General features: G+C 57.8%; 2 protein-coding genes. Both read right to left on the bottom strand.

All coding sequences use genetic code 11. The annotated features are described in order from the left end of the window. Positions 1-44: 44 nt before the first annotated feature. Positions 45-7,277, bottom strand: coding sequence for an immunoglobulin-like domain-containing protein (locus QMK52_RS27335; RefSeq protein WP_413817832.1), 7,233 nt, complete (start codon positions 7,275-7,277; stop codon positions 45-47). Beyond that, positions 7,192-16,482, bottom strand: a complete 9,291-nt coding sequence (locus QMK52_RS27330; RefSeq protein WP_413817831.1) for a retention module-containing protein — start codon at positions 16,480-16,482, stop codon at positions 7,192-7,194. Before QMK52_RS27330 ends, QMK52_RS27335 begins: the two co-directional genes overlap by 86 nt. Positions 16,483-16,721: the final 239 nt, after the last annotated feature.

The raw sequence follows: 16,721 nt of genomic DNA, 5'->3' as shown, positions 1-16,721 counted from the left end.
CAAAAAAAATCGGCCGCCCGGGAAGGCGGCCGATCCATTGCATCTTAGCTATGGTCGATCTTGATGGTAGGGTCGGCGCCAGTGATCAGCGAGTTGATGCTGACATGGGACCAATCATTGCCTTCCAGCTTGATGGTCACATCGGCATTGGCCAGGCCACCGGCGGCGTTGAGCTTGCCTTCGCTGCTGACTTGCAGGGTCGACACGCCATCTACCGTGGTGATCTTCAGGTAGTTGTCGATGGTGCTGTCAGTCTCACCTTTCAACAAATCACGCAGATCAATGCGGTCGCCTTCCGAGGCCTTGAAGTCCTTGATCACATCGTTGCCGATGTCACCCGCCTTCCACACAAAGGTGTCGGCACCCGAACCACCAATCAGGATGTCGTTGCCCTGGCCGCCGATCAGCGTGTCGTTGCCGGTGCCGCCCAACAGGATGTCATTGCCTTTGCCGCCGTCCAGCAGGTCGTTGCCGCCCTGGCCGAACAGGATGTCATCGCCAGCGCCGCCCAGCAGCGTGTCGTTGGCGTCCTTGGCGCCGGAGACGTCGAAGTCCACGTAATGCTCGGTAACGTACTGGTGAACGTTAGAGGCGGTCACCGAAGAGACGGTCACGCCGGTCTTCTGCGCCACAAATGCCTGCAGTGCGTTGTAGCCCTCACCGTTGATCCCGCTGAAGCTCACCAGGTCGCCGAACAGGATGTCGTTGCCATCGCCCCCGATGACGGTGTCTGCGCCAGGCAACGTCGCCTCGGTGTGGCCGAGGATCGCGTTGGCCAGGTCCTTCGGATCGATGTTGGCTTGCGGCTTGCCATCGCTGTCGTACGGAGCCAGCTGGTTCAAGCTGACCCCGCTGTTGAGGCCGATGGCTTCTACACCACCTGTGGACAGGCCTTTGAGCAGTGCGAACGCGCTGTTGGAGTTGAGGGTGGTGGAGTAGTCGGTATCGTACCCGAGGCCGCCTTGTACGGATATTTCATAGGTGCCATCCCCTTGGGCATGGATTGTTCCAGGGTTGGACTGCGTCCAGCCCCACCAGTTGTTGGTCCACAGGGTTACCTTGCCAGCAGAGTCGATATCAATTAAATGACTCGAGTCGATGTTGATCCGGGTGGCGGTACCTATGGTGTAGTTGTTCATGGTGACGACATCATCAAGCCTGACGTTGCCGTACAAGTACGGGTTGGTCTGCTCGGCCGCCTGGTAAAACGTCGGTTGACCATCGGTGATGAAGTACGTTGTGTTGATTGCGTCTGTGTTGCCAGTCGCCTGGGCACTTTTGAAGAAGTTGGACGCGGCCTTGAACACGTCTTCGTAGTTGGTCCCGCCGGTAGATACCATGGAATCCAGGACTTTCTGCAGCGAATCCAACGCACCTGGGTCTTTCAGGTTGACTGTGACCGTGCGATTGACCTGGTCACTGAAGTCAGCCAGGAAGATGTTCACCGTGCCAGAGGTGCTGGAGCCGATACTGTTTTTCAGCGAGTTGAACGTGGTGGTCAGCGAGGCTTTCGCCGCCGCTATCGAGTTCGCGCCCATACTGCCCGACGTATCGATCATGAACGCGATGTTGTAGTTCTTGCCCTGCACCACGTTCAGGCCGGCGACGTCGGCCACGACGATGTCGTTGCCATCGCTGCCATTGATGGTGTCGCTGCCCGAAGTGCCGGTTACCGGGTTGTAGGTTGCCGGGTGCACCGTGACTGGCAATTGCGCGGTGGTAGTCGCCGAACCACCAATGCTTTCGGTGGAGGTCGAGGTGACCGTCAGGTTGAACTGGCCGCTGTAGTAGGTCGGCGGCTTGATGCTCAGCGTGTTCAGGTCCCAGCCGGTGACGTTGACTTCACCCACGGTCTTACTTGCGGTAAAGGTGTGGCCCGACGCATCGGTGAGTACCGAACCTGCCGGAATGCCACTGACCTTCACGCTCAAGGTTTCCGAGCCGTCGGTATCGGTCAGTGCGGTGGTGACTTTGGACAGTTTGACCGTGCCGTTTTCCTGGCCTTCGTTGAGCTTGTAGCCCACGTAGTAACCGTCACCGTTGCTGCCATGCAGGTCGGACACGGTGACGCCGGCGTTGGTCAGGTCGGTAAGGCCGGTGTACAACGGCACGGTGCTGGTGCTCAGGTTCTGCACCGCCCCGCCGTTGATCGACAGGTTGACGTCAAAGCTGCCAGGCCCCGCTTGGTTGGCCTGGTAGATCTCAAGGCTGTAGTAACCGGTGGTGGTTGGCGTGAACGAGCCGCTGAACTTGCCGCTGTTGGTGCCCCACAAGCCGCTGGCCACGTCTTTACCGCCAACGTTGACCACCACGCTGTCATCGGCGATGCCGCTGAAGGTGTAGCTCTTGCCCGCTTCCATGTAGATCAGGCCGGAAATCTTGGAACCAGAGCCGGCGGTGACGTTGTCGACAGATTCGACGTTGGTCACCACCGAGGTGTTGTTCGGCGTGCCCGCGTTATCGATGGCTTTTTTCAGCACGTCCGGTGCAGCGCCGTTGCCGTTGTTGCCGAGGCCGGCAATGCTGTTCCAGCCCTGTTTGACCAGGCCGGTGGAGGCAACGTTGTTGTCTGCCACGCTCAGGGTCGGCGCGTCGGCTACCGGCGTGATATCGACTTTCACCGTGGCGCTGGTGCCCAGGTCCTTGCCATCGGTTGGCTGGAACTTGAACTGTGCGTAGTCCGCTTGCTTGTTGCCCACACCGGTGCCGCCGTAACCATCGGCACCGGATTCGTTGGCGTTAGGCATAAAGCGCAACTGGCCGCCGTCGATCTGGGCCTTGGTGAAGGTCTGGCCGTTGGTCACGTTGGTCCAGGTACTGCCATCCGCTGCCAGGAACTGCAATTTGCCGGCGACTGGCAGCTCGGTGATTTTCACCCCCAGGCTGGCTTGCGGCGAGTCCACATCGGTCACGCCGAAGTTGGCCCAGGTCAGGGCCAGCGCGGTGTCTTCAGTGCCGGTTACGGCACCGCCAGTCGCCACCGGCGCATCATTGACCGCCACCACGTTGACGGTGGTGGTGGCAACGTTGGAGTAGTTGCCGCCATCGGTCACGCTCACGGTAATGGTGCGTGGCGTGGTGCTTGGGTCGTGGCTGTTGTTGGTGAACGTGATGTTCTTGATCTGCTGCATGTAGTCGGCCAGCGACGCCGTGCCGGTCAGGGTCAAGGTGATTTTACCGGTCACAGGGTCGGTGGTCGGGGTCACGTTGATGCCTGTCACGCCGCTGAAGTTCAGCGAGTCGCCTGGCTGGCTGTTGGTCAATACCACGGTGGCGCCGGTCAGTTGGGTGCTGTCCGGGTCGGTGATCTTGATGTCAGTGTCAGCAATTGACACACCGGTGCCGCCTTCGGTGAAGGTGGTCTTGAAGTCCGCACCGCTGGCGCCGCTGGAGTTGTTGGCATCCAGGTCGATGACCGGCGGCGCATCATTGTCGATGATGTTGGTGGTAACACTGCCATTGCCGACCACCAGGTTTTCGAAGTTGCCGCCAGTGGTCTTGTCGATGGTGATGACGATATTTTCCGTCGGCTCGGTGATCTTGTCGTCGAGCGTGCGGATATCAAACGGTACGCTGCTGGAGCCTGCCGGGATCTTCACGGTGTACACGCCATTGAAGTCCGAACCGTCGGTAGCGGTGCCGCTGTACTTGAGCGTCACGGTCACGTCGGTTTGCGGCGGGTTGCTCAGGGTCAGCGTGTAGTGCGCCGTACCGCCTTCAGTCACCGACGCATCGCCGGTAATGCTGATGGTGGTGTTGCTGACCACATCGGTCACTTTGGTGACCACGGTGCTGCCGTCGACGATCAAGTGTTCGTACTTGTCGCCACCGCTGACCACACCCGTGATTTTGGTGGTGACGTCATTGGCGCCGACATACGCATCGTTAGGTGCTGTGGCGGTGGTGAAGCTGGTGGACTTGCCATTGCCGATGGTAATGGTCGAGCCGTTATCCAGCTTGACGACCAGGTCTGAGCCAACGTTGTTCACCGCCACGCCGTTCTTGTCGACCAGGGACGCGGTGTACACGATCTGCCCGCCTTCGCTGACAGAACCAGTGGCTTTGAGCACCACAGTCACGTCGTCGATGGTGTCGTTGATGGTAGTCGTGGCGCCGCCCGGTGTGATGCTCACACCCTCGAAATTGCCGCCGGTAGTGCCGGTGATGTTGACGGTCTGGGTGCTCTTGTCGATGAACACATCATCAGTCGGCGCAGGGACGGTCACCGTGCCCACGGTCGCGCCTTGCTTGATGGTGATGCTCGAACCGTTATCGAGCTGGACCACCATGTCGCTGCCGGCCTTGTTGTTCAAGGTAGCGGTGTAAGTGATCTGGCCGCCTTCGTTGACAGCCGTCGGGGCGGTCAGGGTGACGGTGGTCAGGTCGGTGGTGCCCGGCGTGTCGGTGACGGTGGTATTTACTGCGGTAGTGCCAGGGACCAGGTTTTCGAAATGCTCGCCGCCGGTCACGCCTTTGATGGCGGTTGTGACGGTCTGGTCGCCTTTGTAGACGTCGTTAGGCGCTACGGTGGTAATGGAGCCGCTCGACTGATTCACGCCGATGGTGATGGTCTTGCCGTTATCGAGGGTGACGATCAATGGGTTGGTGATGTTGGTCACCGGCGCGCCGTTCTTATCCACAAGGCTGGCGGTGTAGACGATGTTGCCGCCTTCGCCCACGGTAGTCGTGGCGGTCAGGACTACATCGACTTTATCGATGGTGTCGTTGATCGTGGTCGTTGCGCCGTTGCCTACGACTTCGAGTTTTTCGAAGTTGCCGCCAGTGGTCTCGGTGATCTTGACGGTCTGGGTGCTCTTATCGATGAACACGTCATCGGTAGGTGCAGGGACGGTCACGGTGCCGACGGTGTCGCCAGCCTTGATGGTAATGCTTGAGCCGTTGTCGAGTTTCAGCGTGACGTCAGTACCGGCCTTGTTGCTCAAGGTAGCGGTGTAGGTGATCTGGCCACCTTCGTTCACTGCATTCGGCGCAGTCAGCGTGACAGTAGTCGTGTTGTCGGTACTCGGTGTGTCCGTGACGGTGGTGTTCACTGCCGTAGTGCCAGGCACCAAGTTCTCGAAGTGCTCGCCGCCAGTGACGCCTTTGATGGCGGTGGTGACGGTTTGATCGCCTTTGTACACGTCATCAGGAGCAAGAACCGAAACAGTGCCGCTGGTTTCATTCACACCAATGGTGATGGTCTTGCCATTGTCCAAAGTCACGGTCAGCGGGTTGGTGATGTTGGTCACCGGCGCGCCGTTCTTATCCACAAGGCTGGCGGTGTAAACGATATTGCCGCCTTCGCCAACAGTGGTGGTGGCGGTCAGGACCACATCAACTTTGTCGATGGTGTCGTTGATGGTGGTGGTTGCGCCGTTGCCTGCGACTTCGAGTTTTTCGAAGTTGCCGCCGGAAGCGTCAGTAATCTTGACCGTCTGCGTGCTCTTATCGATAAACACGTCATCGGTAGGAGCAGGCACAGTCACGGTGCCGACGGTGTCGCCCGCTTTGATGGTGATCGACGAGCCGTTATCCAACTTCAAGGTAACGTCAGTGCCCGCTTTGTTGGAAAGCGTGGCGGTGTACGTAATTTGACCACCTTCGTTGACAGCACTTGGTGCAGTCAGTGTGACAGTCGTGGTGTTGTCAGTGCCGGGGGTATCGGTGACGGTGGTGTTTACCGCCGCAGTGCCCGGTACCAGGTTTTCAAAATGCTCGCCGCCCGTCACACCCTTGATCGCGGTGGTGACAGTCTGGTCGCCTTTGTACACATCATCAGGAGCAATAACCGAAACGCTAGCGCTCGATTCGTTAACACCGATAGTGATGGTTTTGCCGTTATCCAATGTCACGGTGAGCGGGTTGGTGATGTTGGTCACCGGCGCACCGTTTTTATCCACCAGGCTGGCGGTGTAGACGATATTGCCGCCTTCGCCCACGGTAGTCGTGGCGGTCAGAACCACGTCGACTTTATCGATGGTGTCGTTGATGGTGGTGGTTGCGCCATTGCCTGCAACTTCCAGTTTTTCGAAGTTGCCGCCGGAAGCGTCGGTGATCTTGACCGTCTGGGTGCTCTTATCGATGAACACGTCATCGGTAGGTGCTGGAATGGTCACAGTGCCGACAGTGTCGCCAGCTTTGATGGTGATGCTTGAGCCGTTGTCGAGTTTCAATGTGACGTCAGTACCGGCCTTATTGCTCAAGGTCGCGGTGTAGGTGATCTGGCCACCTTCATTAACGACACTTGGGGCAGTCAGCGTGACAGTCGTTGTGTTGTCGGTACCGGGGGTATCGGTGACAGTGGTGTTCACTGCCGTAGTGCCAGGCACCAAGTTCTCGAAGTGCTCGCCGCCAGTGACGCCTTTGATGGCGGTGGTGACGGTTTGATCGCCTTTGTACACATCATCAGGAGCAATAACCGAAACGCTAGCGCTCGATTCGTTCACGCCGATGGTGATGGTTTTACCGTTATCCAAGGTCACGGTCAGCGGGTTGGTGATGTTGGTCACCGGCGCGCCGTTTTTATCCACAAGGCTGGCGGTGTAGACGATGTTGCCGCCTTCACCGACGGTGGTGGTGGCGGTCAGAACTACGTCCACCTTGTCGATGGTGTCGTTGATCGTGGTGGTCGCACCATTGCCTGCAACTTCCAACTTCTCGAAGTTGCCGCCCGTGGTTTCGGTGATCTTGACGGTCTGGGTGCTCTTATCGATGAACACGTCATCGGTAGGCGCAGGGACGGTCACGGTGCCGACGGTGTCGCCCGCTTTGATGGTGATCGACGAGCCGTTGTCGAGTTTCAACGTGACGTCGGTACCGGCCTTGTTGCTCAAGGTAGCGGTATAGGTGATTTGGCCACCTTCGTTGACAGCACTCGGCGCAGTCAACGTTACAGTCGTAGTGTTGTCGGTACCCGGTGTATCCGTAACGGTAGTGTTCACCGCCGTAGTGCCCGGGACCAGGTTCTCGAAGTGCTCGCCGCCAGTGACGCCTTTGATAGCGGTGGTGACGGTTTGATCGCCTTTGTAGACGTCATCCGGTGCCAAGACCGAAACAGTGCCGCTCGACTGATTCACACCGATGGTGATGGTCTCGCCGTTGTCCAGGGTGACGGTCAGCGGGTTGGTGATGTTAGTCACCGGGGCGCCGTTCTTATCCACAAGGCTTGCGGTGTAAACGATATTGCCGCCTTCACCGACGGTGGTGGTGGCGGTCAGGACCACATCGACCTTGTCGATGGTGTCGTTGATCGTGGTGGTTGCGCCGTTGCCTGCCACTTCGAGCTTTTTCGAAGTTGCCGCCGGAAGCGTCGGTGATCTTGACCGTCTGGGTGCTCTTATCGATGAACACGTCATCGGTAGGTGCTGGAATGGTCACAGTGCCGACAGTGTCGCCAGCTTTGATGGTGATGCTTGAGCCGTTGTCGAGTTTCAACGTGACGTCAGTACCGGCCTTATTGCTCAAGGTCGCGGTGTAGGTGATCTGGCCACCTTCATTAACGACACTTGGGGCAGTCAGCGTGACAGTCGTTGTGTTGTCGGTACCCGGTGTATCCGTAACGGTAGTGTTCACCGCCGTAGTGCCCGGGACCAGGTTCTCGAAGTGCTCGCCGCCAGTGACGCCTTTGATAGCTGTGGTGACGGTTTGATCGCCTTTGTAGACGTCATCCGGTGCCAAGACCGAAACAGTGCCGCTCGACTGATTCACACCGATGGTGATGGTCTCGCCGTTGTCCAGGGTGACGGTCAGCGGGTTGGTGATGTTAGTCACCGGGGCGCCGTTCTTATCCACAAGGCTTGCGGTGTAAACGATATTGCCGCCTTCACCGACGGTGGTGGTGGCGGTCAGGACCACATCGACCTTGTCGATGGTGTCGTTGATCGTGGTGGTTGCGCCGTTGCCTGCCACTTCGAGCTTTTCGAAGTTGCCGCCGGAAGCGTCGGTGATCTTGACCGTCTGGGTGCTCTTATCGATGAACACGTCATCGGTAGGTGCTGGAATGGTCACAGTGCCGACAGTGTCGCCAGCTTTGATGGTGATGCTTGAGCCGTTGTCGAGTTTCAATGTGACGTCAGTACCGGCCTTATTGCTCAAGGTCGCGGTGTAGGTGATCTGGCCACCTTCATTAACGACACTTGGGGCAGTCAGCGTGACAGTCGTTGTGTTGTCGGTACCGGGGGTATCGGTGACAGTGGTGTTCACTGCCGTAGTGCCAGGCACCAAGTTCTCGAAGTGCTCGCCGCCAGTGACGCCTTTGATGGCGGTGGTGACGGTTTGATCGCCTTTGTACACATCATCAGGAGCAATAACCGAAACGCTAGCGCTCGATTCGTTCACGCCGATGGTGATGGTTTTACCGTTATCCAAGGTCACGGTCAGCGGGTTGGTGATGTTGGTCACCGGCGCGCCGTTTTTATCCACAAGGCTGGCGGTGTAGACGATATTGCCGCCTTCGCCAACGGTGGTGGTGGCCGTCAGAACCACATCGACTTTGTCGATGGTGTCGTTGATCGCGGTCGTTGCACCGTTGCCTGCCACTTCGAGTTTTTCGAAGTTGCCGCCGGAAGCGTCAGTAATCTTGACGGTTTGAGTGCTCTTATCGATAAACACGTCATCGGTAGGAGCAGGCACAGTCACAGTGCCGACGGTGTCGCCAGCTTTGATGGTAATCGAAGAACCGTTATCCAGCTTCAACGTGACGTCAGTACCGGCCTTGTTGCTCAAGGTCGCGGTGTAGGTGATCTGGCCACCTTCATTAACGACACTTGGGGCAGTCAGCGTGACAGTCGTTGTGTTGTCGGTACCGGGGGTATCGGTGACAGTGGTGTTCACTGCCGTAGTGCCAGGCACCAAGTTCTCGAAGTGCTCGCCGCCAGTGACGCCTTTGATGGCGGTGGTGACGGTTTGATCGCCTTTGTACACATCATCAGGAGCAATAACCGAAACGCTAGCGCTCGATTCGTTCACGCCGATGGTGATGGTTTTACCGTTATCCAAGGTCACGGTCAGCGGGTTGGTGATGTTGGTCACCGGCGCGCCGTTTTTATCCACAAGGCTGGCGGTGTAGACGATATTGCCGCCTTCACCGACGGTAGTGGTAGCGGTCAGAACTACGTCCACCTTGTCGATGGTGTCGTTGATCGTGGTGGTGGCGCCGCTGCCCGCGACTTCCAACTTCTCGAAGTTGCCGCCCGTGGTTTCGGTGATTTGAACGGTTTGCGTGCTCTTGTCGATGAACACGTCATCGGTAGGCGCAGGGACGGTCACGGTGCCGACGGTGTCGCCCGCTTTGATGGTGATCGACGAGCCGTTGTCGAGTTTCAACGTGACGTCGGTACCGGCCTTGTTGCTCAAGGTAGCGGTATAGGTGATTTGGCCACCTTCGTTGACAGCACTCGGCGCAGTCAACGTTACAGTCGTAGTGTTGTCGGTACCCGGTGTATCCGTAACGGTAGTGTTCACCGCCGTAGTGCCCGGGACCAGGTTCTCGAAGTGCTCACCGCCAGTGACACCAGTAATGGCGGTAGTGACGGTCTGGTCGCCCTTATACACGTCATCCGGTGCCAAAACCGAGATAGAACCGCTGCTTTGGTTCACACCAATAGTGATGCTCTGGCCGTTATCCAAAGTGACAGTCAGCGGATTGGTGATGTTAGTCACCGGTGCACCGTTCTTATCCACAAGACTGGCGGTGTAGACGATATTGCCGCCTTCACCGACGGTAGTGGTAGCGGTCAGGACCACATCGACCTTGTCGATGGTGTCGTTGATCGTGGTGGTGGCGCCGTTGCCCGCAACTTCCAGTTTTTCGAAGTTGCCGCCGGTGGTTTCGGTGATTTGAACGGTCTGGGTGCTCTTGTCGATGAACACGTCATCGGTAGGCGCAGGCACAGTCACAGTGCCGACGGTGTCGCCCGCTTTAATGGTGATCGACGAACCGTTATCCAACTTCAAGGTGACGTCAGTGCCCGCTTTATTCGAAAGCGTAGCGGTGTACGTAATTTGACCACCTTCGTTCGCTTCGGACGGAGCTGTCAGCGTCACGGTAGTGGTGTTGTCGGTACCCGGTGTGTCCGTAACGGTGGTGTTTACTGACGTAGTACCTGGAACCAGATTTTCAAAGTGCTCGCCGCCGGTCACACCCTTGATAGCGGTGGTGACGGTCTGATCGCCTTTGTAGACGTCATCCGGTGCCAAGACCGAAACAGTGCCGCTCGACTGATTCACACCGATGGTGATGGTCTCGCCGTTGTCCAGGGTGACGGTCAGCGGGTTGGTGATGTTAGTCACCGGGGCGCCGTTCTTATCCACAAGGCTTGCGGTGTAGACGATGTTGCCGCCTTCACCCACAGTAGTCGTGGCGGTCAGGACCACATCGACCTTGTCGATGGTGTCGTTGATCGTGGTGGTTGCACCATTGCCTGCGACTTCTAACTTCTCGAAGTTACCGCCCGTGGTTTCGGTGATTTGAACGGTCTGGGTGCTCTTGTCGATGAACACGTCATCGGTCGGTGCAGGCACGGTCACGGTGCCAACAGTGTCGCCCGATTTGATAGTGATCGACGAGCCGTTATCCAACTTCAAAGTGACGTCAGTACCCGCTTTATTGGAAAGCGTAGCGGTGTACGTGATCTGGCCGCCTTCGTTAACGGCGCTAGGCGCGGTCAGCGTAACAGTCGTGGTGTTGTCGGTACCCGGTGTATCCGTAACGGTGGTGTTCACCGCCGTAGTGCCCGGGACCAGGTTCTCGAAATGCTCGCCACCGGTCACACCCTTGATCGCGGTGGTGACGGTTTGATCACCTTTGTAGACATCATCCGGTGCCAAGATCGAAACAGTGCCGCTGGACTGATTCACTCCGATGGTGATGGTCTCGCCGTTATCCAGCGTGACGGTCAACGGATTGGTGATGTTGGTCACCGGCGCGCCGTTTTTATCCACAAGGCTGGCGGTGTAAACGATATTGCCGCCTTCTCCAACAGTGGTGGTGGCGGTCAGAACCACATCGACCTTGTCGATTGTGTCGTTGATCGTGGTGGTTGCGCCGTTGCCCGCAACTTCCAACTTCTCGAAGTTGCCGCCAGAAGCGTCAGTGATCTGGACCGTCTGGGTGCTCTTATCGATAAACACGTCATCGGTAGGCGCCGGAACAGTCACGGTGCCGACAGTGTCGCCCGCTTTGATAGTGATCGACGAGCCGTTATCCAACTTCAACGTGACGTCAGTGCCCGCTTTATTCGAAAGCGTAGCGGTGTACGTGATCTGGCCGCCTTCGTTAACGGCGTTAGGCGCGGTCAGTGTCACGGTAGTGGTGTTATCGGTGCCTGGGGTATCCGTAACGGTGGTGTTCACCGCCGTAGTGCCCGGGACCAGGTTCTCGAAATGCTCGCCACCGGTCACACCTTTGATAGCGGTGGTGACGGTTTGGTCGCCCTTATACACATCATCAGGAGCTAGAACCGAAACGCTACCGCTCGACTGGTTTACGCCAATAGTGATGGTCTTGCCGTTATCGAGAGTGACGGTCAACGGGTTGGTGATGTTAGTCACCGGCGCACCGTTCTTATCCACAAGACTGGCGGTGTAGACGATGTTGCCGCCTTCACCGACGGTGGTAGTGGCGGTCAGGACTACATCGACTTTATCGATGGTGTCATTGATCGTGGTGGTTGCACCGTTGCCTGCAACTTCAAGTTTTTCGAAGTTGCCGCCCGTGGTTTCGGTGATCTGGACGGTCTGTGTGCTCTTGTCGATGAACACGTCATCGGTCGGTGCAGGGACGGTCACAGTGCCGACGGTGTCGCCAGCTTTGATAGTGATGCTTGAGCCGTTGTCGAGTTTCAGCGTGACGTCGGTACCGGCCTTATTGCTCAAGGTCGCTGTATAGGTGATCTGGCCACCTTCGTTCACTGTATTCGGCGCAGTCAACGTTACAGTCGTAGTGTTATCGGTTCCCGGAGTGTCAGTCACCGTCGTGGTGACTTTATCGGTCCCAGGTACCAAGTTCTCGAAGTGCTCCCCACCGGTCACACCCTTGATAGCAGTGGTGACGGTCTGGTCGCCCTTGTAGACGTCATCCGGTGCCAAGACCGAAACAGTGCCGCTCGACTGATTCACGCCAATGGTAATGGTCTCGCCATTGTCCAAAGTGACAGTCAATGGGTTAGTAATGTTGGTTACTGGTGCGCCGTTTTTATCCACAAGGCTGGCGGTGTAGACGATGTTGCCGCCTTCACCGACGGTGGTAGTGGCGGTCAGGACTACATCGACTTTATCGATGGTGTCATTGATCGTGGTGGTTGCGCCGTTGCCCGCAACTTCCAGTTTTTCGAAGTTGCCGCCAGTGGTCTCGGTGATCTTGACGGTCTGGGTGCTCTTATCGATGAACACGTCATCGGTAGGCGCAGGGACGGTCACAGTGCCAACGGTGTCGCCAGCTTTGATGGTAATGCTTGAGCCGTTGTCGAGTTTCAACGTGACGTCAGTACCGGCCTTGTTGCTCAAGGTAGCGGTATAGGTGATCTGGCCACCTTCATTTGCTTCAGACGGTGCAGTCAGCGTCACAGTGGTGGTGTTATCGGTGCCCGGAGTGTCAGTGACAGTCGTGGTGACTTTATCGGTACCTGGAATCAGATTTTCAAAGTGCTCGCCGCCGGTCACGCCGCTGATAGCAGTAGTGACGGTTTGGTCGCCTTTGTAAACATCATCCGGCGCTACGGTGGTAACGGTGCCGCTCGACTGATTCACACCAATGGTGATGGTCTCGCCGTTATCCAGCGTGACGGTCAGCGGATTGGTGATGTTAGTCACCGGCGCGCCGTTTTTATCCACAAGGCTGGCGGTGTAAACGATATTGCCGCCTTCTCCAACAGTGGTGGTGGCGGTCAGAACCACATCGACCTTGTCGATTGTGTCGTTGATCGTGGTGGTTGCGCCGTTGCCCGCAACTTCCAACTTCTCGAAGTTGCCGCCAGAAGCGTCAGTGATCTGGACCGTCTGGGTGCTCTTATCGATAAACACATCATCGGTAGGCGCCGGAACAGTCACGGTGCCGACAGTGTCGCCCGCTTTGATAGTGATCGACGAGCCGTTATCCAACTTCAAAGTGACGTCAGTACCCGCTTTATTGGAAAGCGTGGCGGTGTAAGTGATCTGGCCACCTTCATTCGCTTCGGACGGAGCTGTCAGCGTCACGGTCGTGGTGTTATCGGTGCCCGGAGTGTCAGTGACAGTCGTGGTGACTTTATCGGTCCCAGGTACCAAGTTCTCGAAGTGCTCGCCACCGGTCACGCCTTGGATGGCGGTGGTGACGGTTTGATCACCCTTGTAGACATCATCCGGTGCCAAGACGGAAACAGTACCGCTGGACTGATTCACACCGATGGTGATGGTTTGGCCGTTATCCAAGGTGACAGTCAGCGGATTGGTGATGTTGGTCACCGGCGCGCCGTTTTTATCCACAAGGCTGGCGGTGTAAACGATATTGCCGCCTTCACCTACGGAGGTGGTGGCAGTCAGAACTACGTCCACCTTGTCGATGGTGTCGTTGATCGTGGTGGTTGCACCGTTGCCTGCAACTTCCAGTTTTTCGAAGCTGCCGCCCGTGGTTTCGGTGATTTGAACGGTCTGCGTGCTCTTGTCGATGAACACGTCATCGGTAGGCGCCGGCACAGTTACGGTGCCGACAGTGTCCCCAGCCTTGATGGTGATCGACGAACCGTTATCCAACTTCAACGTGACGTCAGTACCGGCCTTGTTGCTCAAGGTAGCGGTGTAGGTGATCTGGCCACCTTCGTTAACGGCACTCGGCGCAGTCAACGTAACAGTCGTGGGGTTATCGGTACCTGGGGTATCGGTAACGGTGGTGTTCACCGCCGTAGTGCCCGGCACCAGGTTTTCAAAGTGCTCGCCGCCCGTAACGCCGCTGATGGCGGTGGTAACGGTCTGATCGCCTTTGTAGACATCATCCGGCGCTACGGTAGTAACAGTACCGCTGGATTGATTCACACCAATGGTGATGGTCTGACCGTTATCCAGAGTGACAGTCAACGGATTGGTGATGTTAGTCACCGGCGCGCCGTTTTTATCCACAAGGCTGGCGGTGTAGACGATGTTGCCGCCTTCGCCGACGGTGGTGGTGGCGGTCAGAACTACGTCCACCTTGTCGATGGTGTCGTTGATCGTAGTAGTGGCGCCGTTGCCTGCAACTTCCAACTTCTCGAAGTTGCCGCCCGTGGCCTCGGTGATTTGAACGGTCTGCGTGCTCTTGTCGATGAACACGTCATCGGTCGGCGCAGGCACGGTCACAGTGCCGACGGTATCGCCAGCTTTGATGGTGATCAACGAGCCATTATCCAACTTCAACGTAACGTCAGTGCCCGCCTTGTTGGAAAGCGTAGCGGTGTACGTAATCTGCCCGCCCTCATTCGCCTCGGTCGGCGCAGTCAGCGTAACGGTAGTTGTGTCGATCGAATCGGTAATTGTGGTGACTGCCGCAGTTGTGCTCGGCACCAGGCTTTCAAAGTTGCCGCCAGTCGCGCTGGTAATGGTGGTGCTGACCGTGCTGCCGTTGACGTAGACATCATTGGGCGCGGTGTCCACGACCACGCTGCCGACAGACTCGCCAGCCTTGATGGTGATCACCGAGCCATTGCTCAAGGTAACGTTCACCGGGGTCTGCGCCGGGTTGGTCAGGGTAGCGGTGTAGGTGATCTGGCCGCCTTCGGTCACGTTGCTGTTGGCTGTGAGGGTAACGGTGGTGGTGTCGACCGAATCGGTAATGGTGGTGACCGCAGGCGTAGTGCTCGGTACCAGGCTTTCGAAGTTGCCGCCAGTCGCGCCGGTAATGGTGGTGCTGACGGTGGAGCCATTGTTGTAGACGTCGTTGGCCGCAGTATCGACCACAACGGTACCTGTCGACTCACCAGCCTTGATGGTGATCACCGAGCCATTGCTCAAGGTGACATTCACCGGGGTCTGAGCCGGGTTGGTCAAGGTGGCGGTGTAGGTGATCTGGCCGCCTTCGGTCACGTTGCTGTTGGCTGTGAGGGTAACGGTGGTGGTGTCGACCGAATCGGTAATGGTGGTGACCGCAGGCGTAGTGCTCGGTACCAGGCTTTCAAAGTTGCCGCCGGTTGCACCGGTAATGGTGGTGCTGACGGTCGAACCGTTGTTGTAGACGTCGTTAGCCGGAGTATCGACCACAACGGTGCCGGTCGACTCGCCAGCCTTGATGGTGATCACCGAGCCATTGCTCAAGGTGACATTCACCGGGGTTTGCGCCGGGTTGGTCAGGGTGGCGGTGTAAGTGATCTGGCCGCCTTCGGTCACGCTGCCGTCAGCTGTCAGGGTAACGGTGGTGGTGTCGACCGAATCGGTAATGGTGGTGACCGCAGGCGTAGTGCTCGGTACCAGGCTTTCAAAGTTGCCGCCGGTTGCACCGGTAATGGTGGTGCTGACGGTCGAGCCATTGTTATAGACGTCGTTAGCCGGGGTATCGACCACAACGGTACCTGTCGATTCACCGGCCTTGATGGTGATCACCGAGCCATTGCTCAAGGTGACATTCACCGGGGTCTGCGCCGGGTTGGTCAGGGTGGCGGTGTAGGTGATCTGGCCGCCTTCCGTCACGGTATTGCCCGCCGTCAGCGTGACGGTGGTGGTGTCGATGGTGTCGGTGATCTGCGTTACGGCCGGGTTAGGGTCGATGGTCAATACCAGGTTGCCGCCGCCGGTGGTACCGGTAACGCCGACGCTGATCTGGCCCGGGTCGATGTACGGGCTGTCGTTAGGGGCCAGAGGCACATTGACGGTGCCGGTCAACTGGCCCGACGGGATGGTAATCACCGCGCCATTGGTCAAGGTGACGGTCAGGTCGCTGGTGGAGGGCCGCGTCACGGTGGCGGTGTAGGTCAGCACGCCGCCCGCTTCGGTGATGGTTGGCGTCGCGCTCAGGGTCAGGGTCGAAGGCTGCAGCACCTGGTTGCCCGAGTCCGCCGAGCCTGGCGCTCCGCTCAGGGCGTTGAGTGCCGAAGTGCCTTGGCCGATAGGCGCGGTGGGGAAGCCGATGGTCGGGTCGACACGGCCGGCGGTCGCGTCCAGCACCACAAAGCTGTGGCCACCCCCGGCGGCACCATTACCGGTAGCGTTTGCGCCTGCGGCGGTGGCTTCCAGTTCGGTGGTCGGGTCGGCGCCGGCGGCGATGGCTTGTTGCAGCTCGGCAACCGATGGCGCGGCTTGTTCGCTGGCCGCGGCCAGATCGGCAGTGGAGTCCGGCATATCGGCGCTCCACTGGGTGTCCCGGCCCAGGTCCAGGATGCGGCCGTCGGCGAGTTCCAGGCTGACTGCGCCCGACATGCCTGTGTCGATCTGGTCGCCTGCAAACAGGCGGTCACCTTCTACAAGGACGCGACGTGTTCCTTCCGGAGAAATAACGAAAACTTGACCAACAATGCTTTTGACGATGGCAACAACACTGCTCATTAAAATTTTCTCCGGCGATCCGTTTCGACAAATTCCATTTCGCAGCGCGCTATTAGCGCTGCCAATTGGGAGGGCGTAGTCTATATATGTATTGACGTCAAATATTTGGCTAGATTTTTTAGCGATCTAGTTTGTGCCAAAGTATTGACCTTATGGTCGCCATCCTAAACAATCGCCTCTGTAATGTCACATTGATATTTATGCGGCGAACCGTCCTACATGTGTGAAGCAGTTCCGCT

Origin of the sequence: Pseudomonas sp. P9_2, assembly GCF_034008255.1 — a bacterium.
Classification (GTDB): domain Bacteria; phylum Pseudomonadota; class Gammaproteobacteria; order Pseudomonadales; family Pseudomonadaceae; genus Aquipseudomonas; species Aquipseudomonas synxantha_A.
This window is presented reverse-complemented; position numbering and strand designations above follow the sequence as displayed.

Bases quoted from the DNA above. Each gene is read 5' to 3' on its own strand.
- QMK52_RS27330 (WP_413817831.1), bottom strand. From the start codon at position 16,482: ATGAGCAGTGTTGTTGCCATCGTCAAAAGCATTGTTGGTCAAGTTTTC.